Origin of the sequence: Oceanobacillus chungangensis (genome assembly GCF_003369565.1) — a bacterium.
Taxonomy (GTDB): Bacteria; Bacillota; Bacilli; order Bacillales; family Amphibacillaceae; genus Oceanobacillus; species Oceanobacillus chungangensis.
This window is the reverse complement of sequence record NZ_PIOD01000005.1, coordinates 40,668-66,089: the sequence shown is the minus strand read 5'-3', so window position 1 is coordinate 66,089 and position 25,422 is coordinate 40,668. Positions and strand designations below refer to the sequence as shown.

At 37.7% G+C, this 25,422-nt stretch carries 21 protein-coding genes; 9 read left to right on the top strand and 12 right to left on the bottom strand.

Annotated features, from left to right (window positions below; translation table 11 throughout):
- Positions 1-300 precede the first annotated feature (300 nt).
- From CWR45_RS04225 to CWR45_RS04210, 5 genes are all read right to left on the bottom strand, one after another.
- Positions 301-3,477, bottom strand: coding sequence for a DEAD/DEAH box helicase (locus tag CWR45_RS04225; protein WP_115748559.1), 3,177 nt, complete (start codon positions 3,475-3,477; stop codon positions 301-303).
- Positions 3,478-4,324: 847 nt separating this feature from the next.
- Entirely contained in the window at positions 4,325-5,512 is a 1,188-nt protein-coding gene (locus CWR45_RS04220) for an MFS transporter (protein WP_115748558.1), read from the bottom strand.
- Between the two features lie 307 nt (positions 5,513-5,819).
- Positions 5,820-5,906, bottom strand: coding sequence for a putative holin-like toxin (locus tag CWR45_RS20050; RefSeq protein WP_245975351.1), 87 nt, complete (start codon positions 5,904-5,906; stop codon positions 5,820-5,822).
- A 127-nt stretch (positions 5,907-6,033) separates the two neighbouring features.
- Positions 6,034-6,648 carry a superoxide dismutase family protein gene (locus CWR45_RS04215; RefSeq protein ID WP_115748557.1) on the bottom strand — a complete coding sequence of 205 codons (615 nt, stop codon included), beginning with the start codon at positions 6,646-6,648 and terminating at the stop codon, positions 6,034-6,036.
- Positions 6,649-6,855: 207 nt separating this feature from the next.
- Complete coding sequence (locus tag CWR45_RS04210; protein ID WP_115748556.1) at positions 6,856-7,371, bottom strand: DoxX family protein; 516 nt, start codon at positions 7,369-7,371, stop codon at positions 6,856-6,858.
- Positions 7,372-7,794: 423 nt separating this feature from the next.
- On the opposite strand from CWR45_RS04210, the gene CWR45_RS04205 reads away from it, so the two are divergent.
- The 6 genes from CWR45_RS04205 (at position 7,795) to CWR45_RS04180 (ending at position 13,439) form a co-directional block, all read left to right on the top strand.
- Positions 7,795-8,517 carry a hypothetical protein gene (locus CWR45_RS04205; protein WP_115748555.1) on the top strand — a complete coding sequence of 241 codons (723 nt, stop codon included), beginning with the start codon at positions 7,795-7,797 and terminating at the stop codon, positions 8,515-8,517.
- A gap of 30 nt (positions 8,518-8,547) precedes the next feature.
- A complete protein-coding gene (locus CWR45_RS04200) occupies positions 8,548-8,940 on the top strand; it encodes a GntR family transcriptional regulator (protein WP_115748554.1) in 393 nt (130 codons plus the stop codon).
- Positions 8,941-8,943: 3 nt separating this feature from the next.
- Positions 8,944-9,795: an ATP-binding cassette domain-containing protein gene (locus tag CWR45_RS04195; RefSeq protein WP_115748553.1), complete on the top strand. Its 852-nt coding sequence runs from the start codon at positions 8,944-8,946 to the stop codon at positions 9,793-9,795.
- A 45-nt stretch (positions 9,796-9,840) separates the two neighbouring features.
- The gene (locus CWR45_RS04190; RefSeq protein WP_115748552.1) at positions 9,841-10,773 is read left to right on the top strand and encodes an ABC transporter ATP-binding protein; all 933 of its coding nucleotides are present in this window, start codon (positions 9,841-9,843) and stop codon (positions 10,771-10,773) included.
- Complete coding sequence (locus CWR45_RS04185; protein ID WP_115748551.1) at positions 10,766-12,007, top strand: ABC transporter permease; 1,242 nt, start codon at positions 10,766-10,768, stop codon at positions 12,005-12,007. The genes CWR45_RS04190 and CWR45_RS04185 overlap by 8 nt, the downstream gene beginning before the upstream one ends.
- Before the next feature lie 541 nt (positions 12,008-12,548).
- The gene (locus tag CWR45_RS04180) at positions 12,549-13,439 is read left to right on the top strand and encodes a DMT family transporter (RefSeq protein ID WP_425453597.1); all 891 of its coding nucleotides are present in this window, start codon (positions 12,549-12,551) and stop codon (positions 13,437-13,439) included.
- A 159-nt stretch (positions 13,440-13,598) separates the two neighbouring features.
- On the opposite strand, the gene CWR45_RS04175 is transcribed toward CWR45_RS04180, so the two are convergent.
- Complete coding sequence (locus tag CWR45_RS04175; RefSeq protein ID WP_115748549.1) at positions 13,599-14,420, bottom strand: multinuclear nonheme iron-dependent oxidase; 822 nt, start codon at positions 14,418-14,420, stop codon at positions 13,599-13,601.
- Between the two features lie 635 nt (positions 14,421-15,055).
- On the opposite strand from CWR45_RS04175, the gene CWR45_RS04170 reads away from it, so the two are divergent.
- Both CWR45_RS04170 and CWR45_RS04165 read left to right on the top strand, forming a co-directional pair.
- Positions 15,056-15,595, top strand: coding sequence for a flavodoxin family protein (locus tag CWR45_RS04170; protein ID WP_115748548.1), 540 nt, complete (start codon positions 15,056-15,058; stop codon positions 15,593-15,595).
- Between the two features lie 192 nt (positions 15,596-15,787).
- A complete protein-coding gene (locus CWR45_RS04165; RefSeq protein WP_115748547.1) occupies positions 15,788-16,912 on the top strand; it encodes an N-acetylmuramoyl-L-alanine amidase family protein in 1,125 nt (374 codons plus the stop codon).
- A gap of 72 nt (positions 16,913-16,984) precedes the next feature.
- Here the strand turns inward: CWR45_RS04165 and CWR45_RS19700 are convergent, their stop codons facing one another.
- From CWR45_RS19700 to gltC, 6 genes are all read right to left on the bottom strand, one after another.
- Positions 16,985-17,161, bottom strand: a complete 177-nt coding sequence (locus CWR45_RS19700) for a hypothetical protein (RefSeq protein WP_170138786.1) — start codon at positions 17,159-17,161, stop codon at positions 16,985-16,987.
- Positions 17,162-17,213: 52 nt separating this feature from the next.
- On the bottom strand, positions 17,214-18,257 hold the full coding sequence (locus tag CWR45_RS04160) for a MerR family transcriptional regulator (RefSeq protein ID WP_115748546.1): 1,044 nt from the start codon (positions 18,255-18,257) through the stop codon (positions 17,214-17,216).
- A 503-nt stretch (positions 18,258-18,760) separates the two neighbouring features.
- Entirely contained in the window at positions 18,761-19,804 is a 1,044-nt protein-coding gene (locus CWR45_RS04155; protein ID WP_115748545.1) for a ribonucleotide-diphosphate reductase subunit beta, read from the bottom strand.
- Complete coding sequence (locus CWR45_RS04150) at positions 19,785-20,219, bottom strand: flavodoxin (protein ID WP_245975333.1); 435 nt, start codon at positions 20,217-20,219, stop codon at positions 19,785-19,787. The genes CWR45_RS04155 and CWR45_RS04150 overlap by 20 nt, the downstream gene beginning before the upstream one ends.
- Complete coding sequence (locus CWR45_RS04145; protein ID WP_115748544.1) at positions 20,216-22,447, bottom strand: ribonucleoside-diphosphate reductase subunit alpha; 2,232 nt, start codon at positions 22,445-22,447, stop codon at positions 20,216-20,218. The genes CWR45_RS04150 and CWR45_RS04145 overlap by 4 nt, the downstream gene beginning before the upstream one ends.
- 206 nt (positions 22,448-22,653) lie before the next feature.
- Positions 22,654-23,559 carry a glutamate biosynthesis transcriptional regulator GltC gene (gltC, locus tag CWR45_RS04140; RefSeq protein ID WP_115748543.1) on the bottom strand — a complete coding sequence of 302 codons (906 nt, stop codon included), beginning with the start codon at positions 23,557-23,559 and terminating at the stop codon, positions 22,654-22,656.
- Between the two features lie 137 nt (positions 23,560-23,696).
- Between gltC and gdhA the strand changes: the two genes are divergently transcribed.
- Positions 23,697-25,082, top strand: coding sequence for an NADP-specific glutamate dehydrogenase (gene gdhA / locus CWR45_RS04135; RefSeq protein ID WP_211315931.1), 1,386 nt, complete (start codon positions 23,697-23,699; stop codon positions 25,080-25,082).
- The last annotated feature ends 340 nt before the right edge of the window (positions 25,083-25,422 follow it).

The following is a 25,422-nucleotide window of genomic DNA, read 5'->3' as shown; positions in this document are numbered from 1 at the left end:
TCCGTGTATTTCCTTCGCTGAGATTGTGAGATACACCATTATTACTTCTTTAATAAAATTGATAGTATATTCCATCTCAAATGGCTGTTGATTATAGCGGGAGACATGAGGTTCCAGTGGGAATAGCATCGCTGAGAGTTGACTTTCTTACAAAGGAGCTGAAACGCTGCTCTAAGTGCACAACCTCTGCTATGGAAATTACATTACTATTCCTTATATCGTAATCATCGATTATTTGGTATGTCAGTTAAACAGCTCAATGAAAAAAACGATACACGACTCGGGGCCGTGTATCGATTTTTAGATACTCAATAGTTCTCGTACATCCGCTTCACTTAAGGAAGACAACATCGTTTCTCCTGGTTGGATTACTTGGTCGATAAGCTCACGTTTCTTTTGCTGCAGTTCATAAATTTTTTCTTCAATTGTCCCTTCTGTTACGAGACGAATGACCTGCACAACGTTCTTTTGACCAAATCGATGGGCACGACCTGTTGCTTGATCCTCAACCGCGGGGTTCCACCATAAATCATAAAGAATAACGGTGTCCGCACCAGTGAGATTCAGTCCAGTCCCACCAGCCTTTAATGAAATAAGGAAAATATTCTTCTCCCCATTATTAAAGCGTTCACTCATGTCAACTCGATCCTTAGCCGGAGTTGACCCATTTAGATAGAAATAATCAATCCCCTCTTTCGCCAAGTGGTCAATAATTATTTCATGCATACTAGTAAACTGTGAGAAAATCAGCATTCGTTTGCCATTTTCAAGCGCGGTCTTTACAGTATCCATCAATTGTTCAAGCTTACTTGATCCGCCCTGATAATTCTCAATAAACAAAGATGGATGACAACATATTTGTCGCAAGCGTGTTAAGCCAGCTAATATTTTCATTCGGTTTCGATTAAAGCCACTTTCCTGCATCGATTGTGCCGCCTCTTGTTGCACTTGACGTAGGTAACCTACATACAAATCCTTTTGATCTTTCGTCAGCTCTGACACACTTACCGATTCTATCTTCTCTGGCAGTTCTTGTAATACATCCTTTTTCAAACGTCGCAAAATAAAAGGTCTCGTTAGCATCGCAATTTTTTCATTTGATAATTGTTTAAAATCCCGCTGATTCGGCATAAGCCCGGGTAATATAACCTGGAAAATGGCCCACAGCTCATCAATTGTATTCTCAATCGGTGTCCCACTAAGCGCGAAGCGACGAGTCGCTTTAATTTCCCGCATTGCCTTAGATGTTTTTGTTGCATAATTCTTGATAAATTGTGCTTCATCCAAAATAAACGATTGGAAGGTTAATTCACGATAAATATCAATATCCTGACGCAGTGTGGCATAGGAAGTAATCCACACATCCTTATCCATGCTTTCGGCTATTTTTTGATGGCGCTCAGCAGGCTGACCTGTTAAAATAGCCACCTTTAAATCAGGAACAAATTTCTCAAATTCATTTTTCCAATTGTAAACAACCGATGAAGGCGCCACAATAAGATGCGGCCAACCATTTCCACTTGGTTCCGAAGCGATATAGGCGATACTTTGTAACGTTTTACCTAATCCCATATCATCTGCAAGAATTCCTCCTAAGTGATAGTGACTTAATGATTTATACCACTGGAATCCCGTGATTTGATAATTCCGAAGTGATGCATTCAGATTATCTGGCAGTTCATAGACCTGTTCCTCAGGCGACCTTAGCTGATGTAGCAGCTTGCGGAAGGATGGGTCATAATTCTTTTTCGTATCGATTAGTTCATCTAACTGTGTACCTCGATAAACAGGAACTTGAACATTGCCATTCTGTAAATCCTGTTTCTTAATGTCCATATCTCGGAAAAGTTGCTGCATAGAAGCAAACTCTTCCCCTTCCAAAGACATGAGTGCCCCGCTTTGCAGGCGATAATAACGCTTTTTCTCAATTACGGCATCAAGAATTTTATTAATCTCTGAATCATCCACACCATCTATATTGAAACCAATTTCCAGCAAATTAGTAGTTGATTCCAATCGCACACTCGTACTTGGAGCTGGGTCATTTTCCACTATTAAATGATGAATTTCTGCCGTCATGAAAAGCTCCACATAATCATCAAGAAGTGGCATTACATAATAGAGAAAATCATACATTTCTTCTTCATCCGCTTCTATATAAAGGTCCTTGCCATTATAGTGGAAATTAGCATGCTCAATTAGCTGCATGATCTGTTGTTCCTTTTCCACATCCCGAATAATAATGACATCCCCTTGCTTACGGCCACTAAAGGGATCGATTAAATGACTGCCATAATGGTACTCCAGCTTGCCAATAATCCAGTCTTCCTTCACTTCTAAATATAGCTTCGCCTTTAGTGGAACCTGAACTATCTCTTCTGTTACCTTTTCCGATGCTTCGACTTTCCCGATCCTTCTTAAGGAAGGTATAACCTCAGACATAAAAGTGTCCGCTTGTTTTTTTGTAATTGGTAATCGCAGGTCATCCATGCCAAAACGGGAGACTTCCTCTACAATCGGGATTTGTTCTTTTTTCGGGAAATAGAAGATCCCTTGATGAAATAACATTTCATATTCCTTAAAATAAGTTGCATCCTTTACCTCATCCATCTGCAACATTAACTCATCATTCTCACTTTTCGTTAATAAAAACTGAAAAGGTAAGGTTTCTTTCTCAATGGCAATGTTGCGGTAAAGATGTCCGCTTGACTCCACAGTAAAATCCCGATTAATAAGCTTTTCGAGTAATGATTCAGCTATAAGTGGCGGCACAATAATCGTTCGTTTATCACTAACATTCCGATGAATGTGATAACTATCATAACCATTATATATTTTCTCATTGTTTCTAATTGAATAAAGCATCTCAAAGATTTCCATGTCCTGTTGCAGGATATAATAGGTTTCTGGATTAAAAGTGAATTTCTTCGTAAAGAAATGCTCATTTCCTTGTAAAATATTTTCTAAAAAGTCATAGGCATCCTTCACTACATAACAGTGCTTCTCCCCAGCCTTTAATTCAATCAATAAATTTCTGTCATAAGACCATTTGCAATAATATTCAACTTGCAATGGCACTTTCTCTGGTAGTATGTCGGTTGTCATATTTTGAGTACGTAGGGAACTGAGTGCTTGGATGAAACGATTCGTTTGTTGATAATCATAGTTTGCAAATCCAGGGGTTTTATTTGATTCCTTGTTCGCAATACCGATCAGTGTAGCGGCAATATGCTTACACGATCCAAATGTATCAAAAGCAGGACAGTCGCAAAATGTATCAATTGAACCGTTCGCGTAATCCTTCATGTCAATTTCTACAAAATAATTCTCAGATCCTTGAACAGTCGCCGTCCAGACCTGATTATTTATATCATATAAAAGATTATTCACCTTTTTTCGATTAAAATATTCTAAACCGCGCTTATATATAATAGATGGAAATAATTTCTGGATATTCATTTCACTAAGTCTTTTCAAAATACTAGCAACCTACCTTCTATTAGAGAGCGTTAAAAATTCCGGTAAAAATGACACATCGATGTTTCTAGTTGGCTTTCTTTTCCGTTCCTTGGAAAAGAAAAACGCTTTTCCTGTGTGCAGGATCTTTGCTCACGCTAAAACAGTCAAGGAACTTCTACTAAAGCCGTCCACATCCTTTGGACAACGTAGAAGTCACCACTTCCTGTGGAAGCCCGCTAGTCAAAGCTACGCCACCTCGAACTTTCGACGCCCAGGACAGGCTAGTGTCGGCGTTGCAACAAATCTTTCCGATGGGGCGAGTAATCGCAGTCCCAGGACGTTGCAAATCTAAGCCGACGCGGTCCTTTTTATCCTCCTACTTTTTGAACAGCACAATTACTTCTTATCTCTATTGTAAATGACATACTTTTGTTTTTGAAACGATTTATCTTATTCATACTTAACAGGATTGGTTTTCTAGTATTATATTATACATCATTTTGAAGAATGATTCTTCGGTATTGTAGTTCATTAGGGGAAACAAGTTTGTCACTAATCTCCAGTAATACACTTCGCGCATCCTAAGAGAGCTGGTGAGCTCGCGCTTTGTAGCCTCACCTAGGTTCTTCTTCCTGCTTCCCGTAGGACAAGGAAGACTTGGGCAGAGTTGCATCGCAATCAGACAAATTGTCCTTTATTTTCGAGGAGTCTTCGTGTATTACTTCCACTGGGTAAGTGCAGAAAGTAACGAAAAAGAGCTTAAACAATGACAACCGATGCCGATTGTAGCTGCTGATTATATCTGTTAAATTTATCCTCCAATTGCTAAATAAAATCCAAGCAACGATGTGATTGGATTTTATTTCTATTGCAGTTGTTTCTTAGCTCTCCAGACTAATCCCCCGTATAATAGTAGACATAAAAAGATAGAACCCGCAGAGGTTATATAAATAGAATGGTAGCCAAATACTGCAAGCTGACCAAAGAGCATCGCTCCAATTCCGATCCCTAAATCGAAGAAGGAGAAGAACGTTGCATTTGCCATGCCTTTTCGATTAATCGGCGCTTTTTCAACGGACCAAGCCTGTAATGCAGGCTGAACAATTCCGAATCCAAGTCCATATAGTGCAGCCGCTAGAATCAGAATCGGCGTATTCGGTAGCCAAGCTAATAATAACATTGCAATAAGAATCAATGCGGCACCAGGTGGAAATACGTACAGATGCCCTTTTTTATCGTAAATCTTCCCTGCAAAAGTTCGAGATATCATTAAAAATAACGCATAGATAAGAAAGTAATAATGAATACCTGCAACATCTTTTTCAATTGCATAGAGCGGAAGGAATGTTGCAATCCCACCAAAGGTAACTGTAATAAAAAATACAAGAATTGAAGGCTGAAGTGCCGTCTTTTCAAAAATATCGAACTTCACATGCGAAACTTTTGCATCTGATCCATTCACTTTTATATATTTTATTCTTGATGCTAAAAGAAATGAAATAAGTCCTAGCGCAGCACAAATTAAAAACAGCTGTTTAAATGTGATAATTCCCGTCAATGTTAATCCAAGTGAAGGTCCTAGTGCAAGTGCAATATTTCCAGATAATCCAAAATACCCTAGCCCTTCTCCGCGGCGACTAGCTGGAATAATATCGGTTGCAATTGTTCCTCCTGCTGTCGTAGATAATCCCCAGCCAATTCCTTGGATGATTCTTAAAATAAATAAAAAGGCAATACTAGCGGCAAAAGCAAATCCACCGACAGAAAGGACGAAAATAGACAGTCCTAGTAAATATACAAACCCTCTACCTTTCGATTCAAGCGCATGGCCAGCATATGGTCTAAATAATAATGCCGAAAAAGTAAAAATGCCGACCACAAAGCCAATTAATTGATCACTGCCACCCAGTTCCTTCACAAATAGAGGAATGGTCGGTAAGGTCATTTGAAAGCCTAAAAACACAAAGAAATTCGCCAAGCAAATAATCACAAAATCTCTTGACCAAATTTTCTCCTGTTGTACTTCTGTTTGTGCCCTTGATAGAGAATCCATAATTTCCTCCCTTTCCTTCACTACTAAAATTGTATTATACAGGAATGAAAAGCAATAGGAAAAGAAAGCGCACTTTATAGTCAATTAATTTAGGGTATTCTGATTTATACATCTCTTTATAAAGCAATTTACCTATTATATGTTACAAGCTGCAAAGAACATGGTATACTGGAACTAGATGAAGAATATAATAAAAAGGACTAGCTGCAACTAGTCCCTTAGAATAAGCGGTTCCCCTAGAGAGGGATCGGCTACTCTAGTGTGAATAGACGCTCCCTAAAGACTTCGGAAGGCTAATAGGGAGGGTCTATTTTTTGATCATCGAAACAATCAAAGCGAGTAACGCAATCAATAATGTACCGAAACTTCCAAGTACCATCATTACTTCATACATTCCCACAGGCATCACCCCCAAACTTTAAAAGGGTTAGCCGACCCGTCCCTAAAAGAACGTTATCCATTTTGATTATAGCATATCCAACTCAAAAATAGAACATACATTCTATTTTATATTCGCAATTCTATAATTTTTCACTGATAACCCCACAAGCTATTCTCTCTCCTGCATCTCCTGCGGGTTGAGAGATATAGTCATCGGCCTTCTCATGTATTATCAATGCCGTTCCCTGTTCAGTCAATAAAGTGTTTTTACCATTTGGATCTAGTGTAACCATATTTGCCACTACGTCTGCCTTGACCGTTCCGTCTTCAGTTACCTCTATATTTTTTAAATCTCCTGCATGTGGACCAAGCGGATCTTTGAATCCGTGATGAGCACCTGTTGGATTATAATGAGCACCAGCGGATTTAAAATCCGGCGCCTCACATAATCCCACTTCATGAATGTGGAAGCCATGTACACCTGGCGAAAGATTCTTTCCTTCAAGCGCAATCTTAACTCCCTCTTTATCTTCTGTTAACGTCGCGGTTGCTACAATTTCCCCATCTGCATTTTTAAGAGTTACGGGTACTTCTGTCGCCAAAGCGTTCGCATCTATTGCATCCTCAATATTATCAGAAGCATTTCTATCTTGATCACTTTCCACATTTTCTTGCTCTCTATCTTGATTACTAGTATATATAGTGAGCACAAATACGGTAATCAGCATAACGGAAATTATTAACCAACGATTCATTTTATTCATCACCTTTCATATTGAATAGTAATTATCCTTTACGAATAGCATGATGTTTAAACATAGTTTAGAAAATAGGAGAATTTACATTATCCATTTGCAGGGAGAATTATTTTGTCGAACATCAGTATTTATCAGTTCCCATACAATTTAAAAAGCTGACCCTTAGATTTCTCTAAAAGTCAGCTTTATTTAACCTATTTATCTTTACGCTACTACAACTTTTTCTTTTGCCTTTTCTTTTACGATATGTGTGTGGTTCTTTAAGAAAGGAAGTACCCATCTGTCTAATCCGTAACGTCCTGCATTATAACCTGCAATGATTAAGAATACTGTGATTAGTACCATTTGTGCATTTGTGCTCACTGTTCCACTGAATAGGAATGCGAAGTTCATTGTGATCCCCATTAGAGCTGCGAAGTTTGTAAAAATACCTAAGATAAGTGCTGCACCAACTAATATTTCTCCCCACATAACCATGAAGCTGAATAATCCAGCATTGGGTAAAGCGACTGTTTCTAAAAATGTTCCCCACCAAGCTTGAACTGTTGCACCTTCACCAGTTGAGTTAGCAATTGCTCCTTGAATAAATCCACTTGCGTCAAATCCTCCACTAGTTACTTTTCCTAGACCTCCCATTAACCACGTGTACCCAATGTAAATTCTTAAAATGGCTAATACTCCAGCGACAAATTTATTATTGCGAATAAAATCCATAATCATTCTTGCCATCTCCTTTAATTTTAGTTTTATTAGTTGCTCACTATTTCACAATATATTGTAAATGTGTTTCTTATTACATTTATAGAATACCATGTTTTTATAATATGGAAATATGATTGCTCATTAGTTCACAATTCGTTAACAAAGTTTTGTCTAAAATGTGAACCAACGTTGATTTATAAGGACCTGTAGTAATCTAGTCGCTTACTACATGCTCAATCACGATCATACCTCATGAAATCTCCATTAATAAATCGGTAAGTATTGGCCTACCTAATAACTTGACTGCAATAATATTCACCCTCATCTCTATAACCAAAAATATATATTTTTCAAAAAATTACTGTTTACTTTTACTACATCTGGTTATATACTGTTTATATAGATATACACAGTATAACACTTAAAAAGGAGGCTACTAAAATGCAAGACTTGAAGCAGGCTTATCAATTGGCGATGTATGAACTTCGGACAGCAAAGATAAGCTATTTCGGTTCGGTGATTTTATACTTACTGATTTCCCTTTTATTTTTAGTTGTTGATGGAAAAGGAAAAACAATCGGTTGGACTATCAATGATATATTGCTAATGGTAATCTTTTGTTTTGCCCCTTACTACATGAAGCCAAAAGAATTTCAATTGCAAAAGATTAGTGGTGATCTTTGGGCCTCACCCTCTGTCATCTTATTAAGACAATTGCCAATTAAAGAGAATGTACTGATTTGGAGCAGACTTATCGTTTATTCATTCTATTCTCTCCTGCCGCAGATAATCTTGTTAATTGCATTATATTTACTTTCATCAAATTACCGGGAAATAATGACACCAACCGAGTACATGATATTTTCCATCATCTGGTTAGCCATCGGTATTATAATCGGGTTTTCAATGGCAGCAAGTGATGTTGGTGAATTTATCAATCCAAAATCAATGATTATGGCATCTATAATCATTATTACGAGTTTGGCTATAATCTATTTCATTTTCTACCGGGTATTAGAAGATGGAATTGTCAGATGGACCATTTATATCGCAAGCGAATGGTCATTCCTATCTATTGTCATATCGATTATCGTAACAATACTCAGCGTTAAATATTGGATCCATTATATGAAGAAAAAAATGACTGAATTGGATTATCTATAATGGATGTTACAGCAGAAAGGAGTGCTTGTGATGGAGCTGCCGATACGTCTTGCAAAAGATTCACGTGAGCCAATTTATCATCAAATAGAAAACCAGTTAAAAGCTCTCATTGCAGGAAATCATCTGCCGGCGGGAACACCGCTCCCATCGATCCGAGTATTAGCAAAGGACCTGGAGGTGAGTGTCATCACTATTCGTCGTGCATATCAAGATCTGGAATACCAAGGATTTATTCAAACACTGCAGGGGAAAGGAACCTTTGTCGCAGAAATTGAAAAAAAATTAAAAAATAAAGTAAAGACGAACTCCGTTTATGAAACTTTTGAAAAGGCAGTAGAAACGGCAATGAATTATGACTATACGATTGAAGAAATTGAAGCGATTTTTCACGACGTATTAAATACACATAAGAAAGGAGATTAATGCATGGAGCCATATGTTGAAATATCCAATTTACAGAAAAAAATAGATGATTTTCAGCTTGGACCAATTGACTTGGCAATAGAACCAGAAACGATTACTGCACTTGTAGGCAATAACGGTTCGGGAAAGAGCACGCTTCTGAAGCTAATAATGAATCTTGCTTCCAGTGATTCCGGCAATATTAAGCTTTTTAATACCCCTGTTGGCAAGGAAGATGAAAGCTGGCAAAGGAATGTCGCCTACTTGCCACAAAGCACCATTGGCATGGATGCTTATACAGGAAATGCATTAAAAGCGTTAATAGAAAGCCTATACCCTAAATGGGATAATGCCCTATTTATGGAGTTGATAAATCTCTTTGACGTTCCATTAAATAAGCGATTTGGTAAGATGTCACAAGGTGTTCAGCAAAAATTAAATCTAGCCTTAACAGTTGCGCGTAATACACCGTTATTATTACTCGATGAACCAACAGCATTTATGGATATCCCTTCTAAAAAATTTTTCATGGATATATTGATTGATTGGATGGACAAAGGGGACCGTTCCATTATCATTACGAGTCATCAAGTAGAGGATATTAAGAAACTTTCCGATTATTTATTCGTACTACGTAATGGGAAAGTGATTGGAAACTTTGAAAAAGAAGCATTAACAGAAAGTTACAAGCGTTACTGGCTGAATAGTACGCTGCCAAATACAGCCATTCCCGGAGAAGTTTCCCGTGCCCATCCGCAGATTGTATCCAATCATCCAGAGGAAACAGAAATATTTTTACAAAAAAATAACATCGGTTGGATTGACAGAAAATCACTTGAACTGGAAGAAATCATTACGCTGCTATTAACAGTTTAACAGTAATAGAATTGTAGTTCACACCATAGACGAGGAGGAAATATATTGAACGTTATGCTATCAATTGACGGTTTAGAAAAATCATTCAAAGACAAGAAAGTTCTCCATAACATCTCTTTTGAAGTTCGTAAAGGAGAAATCATGGCAATTCTAGGGCCAAATGGTGCCGGTAAATCAACCACAATCCGAAATATTATGGGGATCATGTATCCAGATGCAGGATCAATCACTTTTCATAATTACGAGGGAAATGAAATACCCCGGCATAAAATTGGCTATCTGCCGGAAGAACGTGGCCTTTATAAAAATGTAAAAGTTATGGATATCTTATTATATCTTGCTGATTTGAAAGACTATCCATTAGATAAAGCAAAAGAGCGAATTCTTATGTACTTGAAGAAATTCGACTTAGAAGGAAAAGAAAAAGTATCGATCGAAGAACTATCAAAAGGTATGGGTCAGAAAGTACAGTTTATCGGCTCGATCCTGCATGAACCAGAATTGCTTATTTTAGATGAGCCATTTTCTGGACTAGATCCGGTTAGCCAGGAGCTATTTAAAGAAGAGATTCGCAGTTTAGCAGATCAGGGAACTGCAATCCTGCTCTCATCACATCAAATGAATCTAGTCGAGGAAATGTGTGACAGACTCTTTATGATTCAAAAAGGACATAAAGTCATTTATGGCACATTAGATGAAGTTAAAACGGAATATGCTAATTTCAAATGTACCATTAATGGAAGAAATCAGCTGCAGGATCTTGAAGCAATTGCTGACGTAGAGCGTGTCGAACAGCATGAAAATAGTGCTACTCTCTATTTAGCAAAGGATGTTAATCCATCACAATGGCTAAAATTATTACCCGAAACCCTCATAATAAATGAACTGAAAATTAATCGCGTTTCTCTTCACGAAATCTTTATTGATATCGCAACAGGGAAAAACTTACTACAGGAAGCAGGTGCAAGCGATGCGTAATTCAAGAAAAGTTGCCAAATGGGAAATAAAACGAAACCTGAAAAACAAATCATATATTATAGGATTATTTTTAACGCCGCTTTTAATGATTTTAGGGTTTACCTTACCCGGACTTTTCAGCAGTGACGAGGACAATTCAGAGTTAACACAAGTCTATATTCATGATGAATTAAATTTATATACAGATATCGAAAGTATCGCAGATGAGATTGGGTTAAATTGGCAGCTGAATCAGACCGATTTAAGTGAAGCAGAGGCGACCTCAGCGTTGGAAGACAGCGAAAATACAGCCTATCTATTTTTAACTGAGCAGGTGCTTACCGACGGAGTTGTCCCTGTTTATACAAGCGAAGAGATAGATAATGCTTTTATGAATGAAGTTCAATTATTGACAACTCCGCTTCAGACTTTGCAGTTAGAGCAGCTTGGCCTTTCCCCTGAGCAGTTAGCGGTTGTTTCAAATGGAGTGGTTTTTGAAGAAGTATCTACAGAGGAGTCAGAGGCTGAAACTGGTGAAGCAGGACTAGAAACAGCATCATCGGATGACTTTCTCGAGAAGATGGTACCTGGAGCCTTTGCAGGAATTATATTCATCTCTATTGTGTTTACAGGGATGGCCATTTTCCAAAGTGCCTCACAGGAAAAGAAAGATAAAATAGCCGAAATTATTTTATCATCGATTACGCCAACCGAATTAATGCAAGGGAAAATTATCGGTTATTTCATATTAGGACTTATTCAAGTTGCCGTTCTATTAGTCTTCCTTGTTCCACTTGTAATTTGGAAATTTGACATGCCAATTATGGAGTACCTGCTTGTTCCTGAAACACTGCTCTTGACGTTTATTGCCTTGCTTGGCTATTTGCTATTTGCAGCAGTCTTTGTTGGAATCGGTGCAACGATGTCAGACATGACAACAGCTGGAAACTTCCAAGGTTTCACCATGATGCTGCCATTCTTACCTTTTGCCTTTATTGGTCCTGTAATTGGAAATCCGAGCGGTATAATCGCACAAATTGGTACGTATATTCCATTCAGTTCCCCTGGAGTCATGATATTAAGAATATCATTGCTGGAAGAATGGCCATGGCTCGAAATTATTATTGGATTAGTAATCCTGCTTATAAGCATTTGGCTATGCATGAAATTAGCTGGAAAAATATTCAAAGTTGGTATTTTAATGTACGGTAAAAATGCCTCCCCTGCAGAAATATGGAAATGGATCCGCGCTTAATATTGATAAAGCAGTGAAATACCTTTATTACAGGTATTTTACTGCTTTTTCTTTACTCGAGATTTTCATAGTTTATATAAAGTAAGTACGATTTTGACTTCTGCTCTAGTCAGTCGCTTTTCACTGGCAACGCTCCAACCTTATCGGAAGAAATGATTCTTTATTGAGTCTCCTGTCCTTCGCCACAATCAACAGCTATATTGGGTGAGTATATCGATTCAATACCGGTAGATTAAGCACAACCCCAGCGGAAGAAATACACGAAGACTCCTGCGGGAAGAAGAGCCTAGGTGAGACTACGAAGTGCGACAGCACGAGTAGGCTCACCAGCTCCCCGCGGAAAGCGAAGTGTATTTCTGGAGCGACCGGTCCGAGAACTCTTATAGCATTAAGTAGTTCGCACTTTTTATAGATAACAACAACTCATATAAATGAACCTAAATTAAATAAGCTGCACTGAAGAAAAAACCAATTGTTAAGTTACCTAACCTAAGCTATAATTGGATAGCTGTAATTATGAATTTATCAATAAGGAGAGCGTATTATATTGAACCATCGTAACAATTCGAGAAATTTTGCCTTGCCATTAATTATCTCGATTATCGCTATTTCATTTTCTGCCATCTTCGTAAAATGGTCAGACGCACCACCAACGATTTCTAGTATGTACCGCATGTGGTTTGCCTCGCTATTTTTACTGCCGATGGTCTGGATTAATCGGAGTGAATTTCGAAAGATAACGAAAAAAGGCTGGTACTTATTATTCTTCTCTGGCTTATTCTTAGCCCTCCATTTCGCCCTTTGGTTCGGCTCATTACAATTAACAACCGTGGCAAGTTCAACGATTATCCTTGCATTACAACCGATTATTTCACTTATTGGCGGTTTTTTCTTATATAAAGAAAGGGCAACTGGTGCTGCAATGTTAACTATGGGAATTGCTGTAATCGGAGCTGTAATGGTTGGCTGGGGTGATTTCGGTTTAAGTCGTCAGGCAATTATTGGAGATATTCTCTCTTTCCTTTGTGTCATTGCTGTTGTTTGCTATTTACTAATTGGACAAAATGCAGTGAAGAAAGTTTCTCACTGGATATATAGTTTCTGTGTCTTTCTTTTTGCAGCAATTGTATTAACATTGTTTAATATTGTTGCAAGTGTTCCTTTGTTTCATTATGAGACTCGGGAATGGGGGATTTTCCTATTACTTGCAATCGTTCCGACTGTTTCCCACGTCATTAATAATTGGCTGTTAAACTATGTAAATGCTACATTCATTTCAATGAGCATTTTGGGTGAGCCGGTCGGTGCGACAGCTTTAGCAGTTGTCATATTAGGAGAACGTCTAAACGGTCTGCAAATCATCGGTGGAATTATTGTTTTAGTCGGTGTATTTTTATTCCTAATGCAGCAGAAGAAACGCATTCCAGCTTAATATCTATAGGAAAGGCTTTAAGAAAGATTCGATTCTTAAAGCCTTTTTTGATTACTATTATCTAACATTTATTTCCTTGTCCGAGTATCATATAACTACCTAATTATTTCCTTATATTCTCAATAATTAATTTGACCTAAGCCAGTATTTTACAGTAAATTACCTTACCGGCTGACTTTCCTTCATTAATGCATATAATCTCGGTACTTGCTCTTCCATCACCTTTGATTCAGAGCGCCATTCCAATTTTGGTCCAACGCCACCATATTCATAGGAAACTACCCATGGTTCCGGCCAGATTTCCTGCTTTATGTTTTCCATCGCCCATTCAACTAGCTGCCAATTAGCATCTGAAAGCGGCATATGTTCATAAAGCTTATTATCTACACGCTGAATTCCTGTCACATGCAATTCTCGCAACGCGTCGAGAGGTAGTTGATTGATATAATCATAAACCTCTACACCTAAAAATCTGCTCGTCATTTGTGCATGTGCTAAATCCAGTAATAATCCACAATTGGTTTCACGGATAATCCTCGTGATTAATTCTGGCTTTGTAATTGCTTGTTGCGTATTTCCATCTGGTCGATAAATTACATTTTCCAAAATGACGTTATCTGCTCCAAACCGATTCGTTACCAGTTCGATATCATGTACTACCGTTTCTAGCACTTGCTCCAAATGTTTTGGGTCATTGCTTGCAATCTCTATTCTAGGATAATCTTCACTGTATGCAACCATATGTAAATTTACAAAAGGTGTTGCTGTATTATTACGTAAATCATCGATGATTTTCCATTCTACTTGATTCAAATTATTTTTCCCGGCATATAATGCAAAATGAACATATGCGGGTCGTGCTTCCCGTGCATTGCAGATTACTTGTCGATCAAAATCTGGACACTTAAAGAGATCGATATCAATTATCCCCTCATCGACTAATTGCTTTGCTTCAACCGAATAATTCATTGCAAATTTCATCGTTACACCCCTATTGGAATTATTTACATGATATTTGGTTTCATTTCATATATATTCATAATAAAGGGAATCATCCGCAAGAACCAATCAAAGCCAATTAAAAATCCTAACTAATTTTATCTAAACAATAAATGCTGCTTTCCCAAGTGACGAATGATAATTTGAAGTTGATATAAAAAGCGAACAAGTGACGACTATGCCTTCGAACCTAGACATTCGTTGCAATTTACACATGAGTCTCTTGTATATTGCTACAATCAACGTTGATAGTTAGTGGGTGTGTCATTCTTTTGTTCCTAGATTCTACTCTATCTTCAGCGGAAGAAATACACGAAGACTCCTCGAAAATAAAGGACAATTTGTCTGATTGCGATGCAACGCTGCCGAAGCCTTCCTTGTCCTGCGGGAAGTAGAGCCTAGGTGAGACTACGAAGTGCGACAGCACAAGGAGGCTCACCAGCTCCCCGCGGAAAGCATAGTGTATTTCTGGAGCGACGGGCCAGGGACGCAAATATTATCCTAAGTTAGTTCTTAATTTTTATAATTAGAGAACAAGCAAGAAATAATACTATCTTAATTAACTAAAAATAGTCTTACGATAAATACGATTGTAAAATCACCAAGGAGGTCAAATAATGAAAATTGCAGTTATCCATGGTTCAACAAGAGAAAATGGCAACACGGAATATTTAACCTATCATGCAATACCAAAGGAAAAAGGAACGCATATTTATTTGCGCAATCATTTCGTTCAGCCAATTATTGATGAGCGCCATGATCCGCAAGGTTTTCACCATGTCGAGGATGATCATGAAAAGCTGATAACTCAAATGTTAGAGCATGATATTATCGTGTTTGCAACGCCAATTTATTGGTACAGCATGTCAGGACCAATGAAGCTATTTATTGATCGCTGGTCCCAAATTATGAAAACACCTAAATTCTCCCATTTTCGCGAGGAATTAAAACATAAACAAGCGTACTTAATTGCAGTTGGTGGTGATAATCCTCGTGTAAAAGGGCTTCCTCTAGTACAACAATTTAACTATATTTGCCAATTTTATGGTATGACCTTCTCAGGTTATGTCATCGGTAAAGCAAGCAGGCCAGGGGAAATGAAAAATGATCATGCAGCTTTAGAGGCTGCAACCTTATTGTTACCACCCTTACTATAAGAAATATTTGGGCTCCCTAGCTTTATACCTATTATTCTACTAACCAGATAAATACTTCCTAGTATATTCAGAATATTAATAGGATTAAATAACGAACTTCATGGTCCGTCTGAACGATTTTGGAAAAATTTACTTGTTATGACTAGGATTTCGTAATATTATTATCATGACAGTCATAATAAGGAGGTCCAAATGAATTTTTTACGCATCTTTAGTTTCAGTATAGGATTCTTACTACTTTTACTATTACTGATACCAAATGTAGGTCAGGCACAAGAAGGACAAACCTTTGAAGTTAGTTCAGCCATACTTAATGTTCGAAGCGAACCTAGTAATAATGCAGAAGTAATAGGCTTATTAAGTAAGGGAAACAATGTAATGGTCTTCCAAGAGAAATACGGATGGGTGCAAACCTATTACGGTGGACAAGTTGGATGGATTGCGAAGCACCATCTTATCCCATTAACGAACAATCTTACCGCTGATCGTAATGTTTCTGAAAATCTGTCTTCATCAGAAAACGTGACCGTCACTGCTAGCAGTGTAAATATCCGTTCTGGTCCAAGTACTAATTATTCGATTATTGGTTCTACATATTCTGGTGATACGTATCCGTTAGTAGCAACAGATGGTGATTGGCATCAAGTTTCATTAGCAAATGGATCTATAGGATGGATTGCATCTTGGCTAACAAATAAAGTCACAAGAACGGAAGAACCAACACACACAAGTTCAGTTGGTGCAGCGGATAATACAGCTGCAACCTCATCCACTAGCGGATCACTCGCGGGTTTTAATATTGTCATTGATCCTGGTCACGGCGGATACGATCCCGGAGCGATAGGGCTCGGAGGTATTTATGAGAAGGATCTAGTTTCAAATACTGCGAACATTGTTGTAAATCAATTACGTTCTGCTGGTGCAAATGTCATTGTTACTAGATTAGGTGATCATTACATTTCTCTCGACAGACGTGCGGAAATTAGTAATTCTTACGATACACACGCATTTATTAGCTTGCATTATAACGCATTCCCAATTCTTGGAGTACAAGGTGTAAATACCTATTACTCTAGCAATGCTGACTATCAGCTTGCACAGAATGTCCATTCTTCTCTTGTGAGAAATATTAATTTAACTAATCGCGGCGTAGTTCAAGAGAATTATAAAGTATTACGTTCAACCAATGCTCCGTCTATTTTAATGGAACTTGGATTTATCACAAACACAAATGACTTATCAGTAATCCAAACATCTGATTATCAATATGAAGTAGCAGAAGCGATAACAAATGGCTTAATCAATTATTTTTATTAAAAATTCCACAAAAACGCCGTTCCTATAATAGGAACGGCGTTTTTAAAGAAACAAGATATCAATTATACTTTTCTATTGCAACCACTTATCGGATTCCATTTTAATCACATTCTCAATCTTTTCCTCATTCAATTCATTTACACCACGTTGAAAACGAGTATGGATATAAATCTCCCTCAATATTTCTTCAAGGGATACATTGTCTGGCAGTGCTTGAATCATTTTAATAACTTCTTCTTTTTCACTCAAAGCATAACCCCCTTTATCATGTATATCTGATTATACAAATAATAGCACAAGATTATTTCTTTTTCGCGTATATCATACTAAGAATATTATTAAACTGATATGTCTCAACAATGTAATCATGTTGCATTAGCCAGTCTACTAGTTTAGACCGATCACCATAATATTCATCCTCAATTGAATAAATCGCTTCTGTATTTCCTTCGCGACGATAGGTTTCCATCATTTGCTGACGATGCTCCTTATTAACAAACATCAAATCGGCAATACAAATTTGCCCATTAGACTTTAGAACCCTAGTCATCTCTTCTAACGCAAGCAATTTCTCATTGTCTGTTAGATGATGTAGTGCATAACTAGAAATAATCCCATCTACTTGATTATCCATTAAAGGTAATGCAAGAAAATGACCTTTTCTTGTTTCAATTGCTGGATGCTTTTCTTTGCACACCATTAACATCTGTTCTGATTGATCGATTCCAATTACATGAACTCCTTTAGATAGAAGTTTTGCACCTAGATTTCCTGTTCCTGTCCCGATGTCTACACATGTTTCTCCTGATGCCAACTCAATAGTGTTAATTACTCTATTTAGTGCTTCATCATAATCTTGGTGAACATTAAAGGTATGGCCATCACGTTTTATATAGTGATCAAAATCAGCTGCCCAACTATCAAAATCCCATTTATCCTGCCAATTTTTACGAATCTTTTTCAAGTTCTTTAAATGCTGTGCTAACTCATAAATATTATTTATAGCATGTTTAACCTGATCCGTTTGCTCAACCTCTATCATCCGATCAATCGTCGTAATCATATCCTTCATCTCAATCCATTGTTCATACAGTGCCGACCGCTGAATATTCAAATAATCACTCATTGTCATATTTTTGTTTTCTAACCTTTTCTTTATTTCACGAATTGGGACACCAATTTCGCGAAGGGTTAAGATTGTACTCAAACGGCTAATTTCTTCATCTGTGAATAGACGATAATCATTTCCTTCATTTTTCTTAGGTGTAATTAATCCTTTTTCTTCATAAAAGCGGATTGTTCGCGGTGTCGTGTTCAACTTCCTTGCTACTTCCTTTATCTGCATGCTGCCCTCTCCCTTCCCCTTTACTATAAACGTTCACGTAACGGAAAAGTAAAGGGGTAATTGCAAAATAATGTTTCATAGTCAATTGCTAAGACCTATCTTAGATGATATTGCTTTTAGGTCAGTCGCTCCGGAAATACACTTCGCGCACCTTAGGGTGGCTGGTGAGCCTCCCGCATGAGTCTTCGTGTATTTCCTACGCTGGGATTGTGCGTTTATTAATTTTTATCCATCCCATCATAAAACAGTGGAGTATTCCAACCTTTTACAGCAGTTGATTATCGCTAAGTAAAAGAGATTACTAAGGACTAAGGGTATAGCAATCGATGAGGATCGGTCAGAAGTGCTTCTCTTAGAAGTAACTGATGCGATTCTCTTTACTGCAATCAACTATGCGATAAAATAGCAATTTACTAATGTGGATACTGGGGATAATATGTGTATATCTTTTGACTAATGATATACAAAAATAGGAACCAGCAAATTGCTGATTCCTATCAATCTTATAGATCGTCAAATCCGTTGAGATCGCTTGTTTTCGTATATTGTCTTGACTTTTGTTCAAAGAAGTCTGTTTTCGTACCGTCAAAGTTATCCACATATGCACGGATCCATTTCATAGGGTTATCCACATTTTCTGGATAAACCTCACTTAGGCCCATCATACGTAACATTTTATTTGCACGATATTTAATATAACCAGCCATTTCTTCTAAATCAATACCTTCAACATCTGCTAGGACGTATTTCGACCATTCGATTTCTAGTTCAACCGATTCTTTGAAATGTGCATAAACCCAATATGTTAACTCTGCTGTGTTTTGCTCTGGATTTTCTGCTAAAGTTGCCCGGAACAATTCAGCAATAAATCGACCATGCTCTAGCTCATCACGATTGATATAACTAATCATTGTTGATGTACCAACCATTTTATTGTTTCGTGCTAGGTTGTAGAAGAAAGCAAATCCCGAGTAAAAGAACATTCCCTCAAGCAACGATGTATAGACTAATGTTTTAAGGATATTCTCAATCGTTGGTTCCTCTACGAATTCATTGTATTGCTTCACTAAATTTTCATTCCGTTTAAGAAGTACCGGATCTTTTCGCCCGTGCTGGAAAGATTTATTTTGCTCATCTAGTGATACAACAGATGATAATACATAAGAGTAGCTCTCATTATGAACTGCTTCTTGCTGTGCGATTACAGCCATGATTGACTGAACAGAAGCATCTGTTGCATATAAGGATATTAATAAAGCCGTTCTTGTTTGCGGCGCATCCAATGTTGCAAGCAGACCAATAATCTTTAAATACGCCTCTTGCTCAGCCTTCGATAGGGATGGAAATTGCTTTACATCACTAGACATGTTAATTTCGTCTGCTTGCCAGTAATTTCCTACTAAACGCTTATACATTTTATACCAATGTGGATAAGCAATATCATTCCAATTTAAAATTCCACTAGATTTCCCACCAAATAGTGCTGTTGACTTATTAGGGAATAACGGTTCTAATGTCTTCGCTTTATCAAGCAATGCTCTTGGCATCATGTAACACTCCTTCAATCCATTCATCAATCATAGCTTCTTGACTTCCACGTGGTGACTGTTCGACCTTTAAAGGTTCCCACTTACTATTGTAAAATTTTGCAAGCTTAATTGCTGCTTTGCAGAACAAATCGTCTCCACCAAATTGGGTGTCACCAGAACCAAATATCGCAATATTATCTGGCTTATAACCAATTTCAAGAATAAGGTCCTTCACCTCTTCTGGCGTACTGCCTGTTGCCCATGTAAAGGTTCCGATAAATACATAATCATATTCCTCGGGATTAAATGGACGGTCAATCCCGATTCGATGCATTTCCACTGAAATATTCTCCTCTAACAATTTTGACTCGATTAATTCAGCAATTTCCTTTGTGTTTCCACTATAGGACAGGTATGCAATGATTATCCTCAACTTTCACACCACTCACATTCTTCAATATCGTTTGACGTTGATCGTACATAATACGTTGTTTTGAGTCCCTCTCTCCATGCTTGGATATGAAGGTCTAATAATACGGATGCTCGAATTGTATTCGGCACATAGAAATTAAAGGAAATGCTTTGGTCAATATGCTTTTGACGTGCTGCATTTTGCTTCACTGACCAGCGTTGATCGACAATATATGCAGAACGGCGGTAAACATCATATGTGTTATGGTCAAGATCTGGTGCTGTTACTGGAATGCGGAAATCCTTTTTCTCTTCACTGTAGAAGGCTTTGAATACAGGATCGATACTCGCAGTTGAACCAGCAATCATTGATGTAGAAGAGTTTGGCGCTACTGCCATTAGGTAACTATTTCTAATTCCATTCTCCTTTACTTCGGTTGCAAGTGATTGCCATTTCTCATTTGTATATCCTTTAGCATGGAAGTATTCACCAGAATTCCATTTACTTCCTTCAAAGTATGGATAGCTTCCTTTTTCTTTACTTAAATTCATGCTTGCTTCAATTGTAAGGTATGCAATCTTCTCATATAGCTCATCTGCATAGGTTACCGCTTCATCTGTTTCCCATTTGATATTTTTCAGCGCTAATAAATGATGCCATCCGAACGTACCAAGACCAATTGCACGATATTTATTATTCGTAATTGTTGCTTGTTTTACTGGCAAATTATTAATATCAATAACATTGTCTAGCATTCTCACTTGAATTGGAATCAGTTTTTCCAATACGCCTGCAGGAACAGCTCTACCTAGGTTAATGGAGCTTAAGTTACAAACAACAAAGTCTCCAGCTTTATATTTCTTGATGACAATATCTTCATCTTCAATATATTCTTCTAACAACTGTGTCGGAGACTGATTTTGTGTTATTTCCGTACATAAATTCGAACAATAAATCATCCCTTGGTGTGTGTTCACGTTTTGTCTATTTACTTCATCACGGTAATACATGAACGGTGTACCTGTTTCAAGCTGTGAAATCATGATCCGTTTCATAATGTCGATTGCTTTTACCGTTTTTCTAGACAATGCTTCGTTTGCTACACATGCTTGGTATTTTTCTCTGAAAGAACCTTTTCCCTTTTCTTCATCATAATAATCTTCCAGGGAGAAGCCCATCACTTGGCGTACTTCATGCGGATCGAATAAATGCCAGTCTTCTCTCGCTTCAAGGGCTTCCATGAAAATATCCGGAATCGTTACGCCAGTAAAAATATCATGCGCACGTTGACGGTCATCGCCATTATTTAATTTCAAATCGAGGAATGATTCAATATCTTGATGCCAAACATCTAAGTAAATCGCAATAGCACCTTTTCTTGTTCCAAGCTGGTCAACACTCACTGCTGTATTGTTTAACTGCTTAATCCAAGGCACGACACCACTTGACATGCCCTTGAACCCTTTAATTGAACTTCCTCGTGAACGGATTTTCCCCATATAAACGCCAAGTCCACCACCGTTTTTCGATAGATTTGCAACATCTGTATTACTATCATAGATTGCTTGCAAGTTATCATCTACCGTATCAATAAAGCAGCTGGAAAGCTGTCCATGTGTTTTTCCTGCATTGTTAAGGGTTGGCGTTGCAACTGTCATATAAAGGTTGGAAAGTGCCCAGTATGCCTCTTTTACTAGTGTTAAACGATTGCTTGCAGCTTCGTCCTGCATTAAGTACATCGCAATAACCATCCATCGTTCTTGTGGAAGCTCATAAGTATTTTTAAGATGATCCGTTGCTAAATAACGGGTAGAAAGTGTATACAGCCCTAAATAGTTAAATAGATTATCTTTCTCTTTATCGATTGATTTCGCTAGTTCACTAATTTCTGATTTCGTATATTTTTCAAGAAGGAGTGGAGAATAAATCCCAAATCCTGTAAGTTTTTCGATTAAACCATAGAAATTATCATATGGATTTTTCTCATTCTCCCTATTAATAGACGCTTGCTCATAAAGATTTGTTAAATATAGTCTGCTTGCTAGAAACGTCCAATCTGGCTCTGCTTCATCGATATTTTCCAGTGCCAATTTACTCAAGACATCCATTTTCTTTTCAAACGTCATTTCTTCTCTAATAGCATGTGCTGCTTTTTCTTTATATTGATCCGCACTGATATTCAGCCCTTCGGATAATTTATCAATTAGTTGATTGATTGCATTTTGATTTGCTGTAATAGTTGTAACCATTTATTACTTCCTCCCCTATGACAAATATGTATATAAATAAATAATAAAGCCGCTACACTCCGTAGAATGAGCGGCTGATTCATTTCTTGTTTTATTAATAAAAATGACAATAATACAATATATAGTATTGTCAACTAAATTATAACTCTACATGTTGTATAAATCGTATCATGTTCAATCAAAGAAAGCAAGCCTATATTCTGATTTTAATTCTGAAATTTTTCCAAACGTTGGAAAAACTCTTGTAAAAATTCATAGAATAATTTCTCTGTTGGAAGCAATTGACGGTCACTAGGAATTACAACACCTACCGAACGAGTAACATTTGGCTCTGTTACTGGAATTCTAACTGCAGCGTGTGGAACATTATCAACTAATGTGATTTCAGGAACGAGGGAAATTCCTAATCCTGCTGAGACGAGCCCCTTAATTGAATCAATATCTTCCCCTTCAAAGGAAACCATTGGTGCAAAACCCGTTCGTTTACATGCTTCAATAATAATATCGCGTAAAACGTAATTCTCAGGGAATAATACGAAGGACTCCTGACGTAATTGATTTAGATGAATAGACTGCTCATTTGCGAGAGGATGGCTCTTCGGTAATAGTGCAACAATATTTTCTATAAATAGTACTGTACCAACTAGTTTCGATTCGTTCATTGGAACTGGAGCTAAAAGTGCTAAATTGATTTCTCCTTTTTTTACAGCTTCCTTCAACTGATAATAGGAACCCTGAGTCAGCTTAAATTTCGCATTAGGGTATTGCTCACGAAAAGCAGATATTGCGGTTGGCAAAATATAAGATGCCAAGCTACTTGGAAAACCAACATGAATCGTTCCTTGTTCTGGATCGGTATATTCCTCAATCACTTGCAGCGCATCGTCGATTACATGTGTCGCCCGTTCCATATGCTCAAGAAAAACTCTGCCTATGGGAGTTAATCTAACATTTCGACCTTCCCTAATGAATAAATCAACACCTAATTCTTCTTCTAGTTTAAAGAGCTGCCTACTTACAGCAGATTGTGCAACATGCAAACTATCGGCTGCCTTCGTAACATGTTCACGCTTTGCGACCTCAATAAAATAGAGGATTTGCCTTAGCTCCATTCTCCTCACCTCTCGTTCATTATCTCATATCGGCATCAGTTATATCTATTTTTTATATTGTTTAGATGAATTAAATTGTATACAATAATAAGAACAATAATAATGATAAAAATTTTGAAGGAGGATTTTATGCTATTATGAACTTAATTACATCAAAGCAGTTGACCGACAATACAAAACGTGCGCATGATTATTTAGATGAAATCTATACAACCGTAGTAAAGCGAAATTACAGTGAGAAAGAATTCCATCAAGCTGTTGCATTATTCCTCAGATCACTTGAACCTCTTCTAGTTAAATATCCAATATACATGGAAAAAGGAATTTTAGAGCAAATCACTGAACCTGAACGCCTTATAACATTTCGTGTTCCATGGGTTGATGACAACGGTAAGACAAGAGTTAATCGCGGATTGCGCGTGCAATTCAACAGTGCGCTTGGCCCGTATAAAGGTGGATTAAGATTCCACCCATCCGTTGATTCAAGTATAATCAAATTCCTAGGATTCGAGCAAACATTCAAGAACTCCCTTACAGGTCAGCCAATCGGTGGTGGTAAGGGTGGTGCTGACTTTGATCCAAAAGGAAAATCCGACAATGAAATTATGCGTTTTTGTCAAAGTTTTATGACCGAACTTGCTAAGTATATCGGACCAGATGTCGACATTCCAGCTGGCGATATTGGTGTTGGCGCAAGAGAAATCGGTTATATGTTCGGCCAATACAAAAAGATTCGCGGCGCCTTCGAAGCGGGTGTTCTAACAGGAAAAGGCATCGGCTATGGCGGTAGTTTAGCGCGTAAAGAATCCACTGGTTTCGGAACAATATATTTCCTTCAAGAAATGCTAAAGGACAGAGGTTTATCATTAAAAGGTAGTACCATTACCGTATCAGGTTCAGGAAATGTCTCCATTTATGCTATGGAAAAAGCAACGGAGCTCGGCGCTAAGATCGTTGCATGCAGTGACTCAAATGGTTACATTTATGATGCAAACGGCATTAATCTCGATACAGTGAAACAGATTAAAGAAGTCGAATATGGCAGAATAAGCGAGTATGTTAACATACATCCCGAAGCATCTTATTCTGAAGGATGTGCTGGTATTTGGACGATTCCATGTGATGTTGCCCTTCCATGTGCAACGCAAAACGAACTGGATGAGCAATCAGCTTTAACTTTAGTTCGAAATAATGTTAAAGCAGTAGCCGAGGGCGCGAATATGCCTTCTACTCCAGAGGCAATTGATGTATTCCTTGAAAATAAGGTTTTATTCGGTCCAGCTAAGGCTGTAAACGCTGGTGGGGTTGCCGTTTCGTCATTAGAAATGTCGCAAAATAGTATGCGATTATCTTGGACGTTTGAAGAAGTTGACGCGAAGTTACATGAAATAATGAAAAATATATACCAAAGCTGTATTGATTCCGCTGAAGAGTTTGAATTAGATGGGAACCTTGAGGCAGCAGCAAATATTGCCGGATTCAGAAAAGTTGCCGACGCAATGATCGCGCAAGGTGTTGTATAAAGTTACATTTTTAGAAGGTGTCCTTATATCGGATGCCTTCTTTTTTGTTGAAATGTTTATCACTCTTATAAGGAGGCAGTGACTCTGCCTCTAATTCGAGCGAGCTCGTGCTTTATTCGAGCGAGCTTCAGCATTATTCGAGCGACACCCAACCAAATTCGAGCCTGCATCAGCATTATTCGAACGACCTCCAACCAAATACGAGCGAGGAACCGTCGTAAAAGTATCATTAGAAAACTAACGTTTAACCAAGCCTTTCTGTGGCAGCTTAGAGTTACGCTTATGTAGTAAGAAAGCTTTTATACTCTCTCTAGAAGATAAGGAAGCCAATAAAAGAAAA

Coding starts and splice junctions, on each gene's coding strand:
- CWR45_RS04205 (WP_115748555.1), top strand. CDS start 7,795: ATGCAAGACTTGAAGCAGGCTTATCAATTGGCGATGTATGAACTTCGG.
- CWR45_RS04165 (WP_115748547.1), top strand. CDS start 15,788: ATGAATTTTTTACGCATCTTTAGTTTCAGTATAGGATTCTTACTACTT.
- CWR45_RS04175 (WP_115748549.1), bottom strand. CDS start 14,420: ATGAAATTTGCAATGAATTATTCGGTTGAAGCAAAGCAATTAGTCGAT.
- CWR45_RS04145 (WP_115748544.1), bottom strand. CDS start 22,447: ATGGTTACAACTATTACAGCAAATCAAAATGCAATCAATCAACTAATT.
- CWR45_RS04160 (WP_115748546.1), bottom strand. CDS start 18,257: ATGCAGATAAAGGAAGTAGCAAGGAAGTTGAACACGACACCGCGAACA.
- gdhA (WP_211315931.1), top strand. CDS start 23,697: ATGAACTTAATTACATCAAAGCAGTTGACCGACAATACAAAACGTGCG.
- CWR45_RS04210 (WP_115748556.1), bottom strand. CDS start 7,371: ATGATTATGGATTTTATTCGCAATAATAAATTTGTCGCTGGAGTATTA.
- CWR45_RS04200 (WP_115748554.1), top strand. CDS start 8,548: ATGGAGCTGCCGATACGTCTTGCAAAAGATTCACGTGAGCCAATTTAT.
- CWR45_RS04170 (WP_115748548.1), top strand. CDS start 15,056: ATGAAAATTGCAGTTATCCATGGTTCAACAAGAGAAAATGGCAACACG.
- CWR45_RS20050 (WP_245975351.1), bottom strand. CDS start 5,906: ATGTATGAAGTAATGATGGTACTTGGAAGTTTCGGTACATTATTGATT.
- CWR45_RS04220 (WP_115748558.1), bottom strand. CDS start 5,512: ATGGATTCTCTATCAAGGGCACAAACAGAAGTACAACAGGAGAAAATT.
- CWR45_RS04215 (WP_115748557.1), bottom strand. CDS start 6,648: ATGAATCGTTGGTTAATAATTTCCGTTATGCTGATTACCGTATTTGTG.
- CWR45_RS04195 (WP_115748553.1), top strand. CDS start 8,944: ATGGAGCCATATGTTGAAATATCCAATTTACAGAAAAAAATAGATGAT.
- gltC (WP_115748543.1), bottom strand. CDS start 23,559: ATGGAGCTAAGGCAAATCCTCTATTTTATTGAGGTCGCAAAGCGTGAA.
- CWR45_RS04185 (WP_115748551.1), top strand. CDS start 10,766: ATGCGTAATTCAAGAAAAGTTGCCAAATGGGAAATAAAACGAAACCTG.
- CWR45_RS04155 (WP_115748545.1), bottom strand. CDS start 19,804: ATGCCAAGAGCATTGCTTGATAAAGCGAAGACATTAGAACCGTTATTC.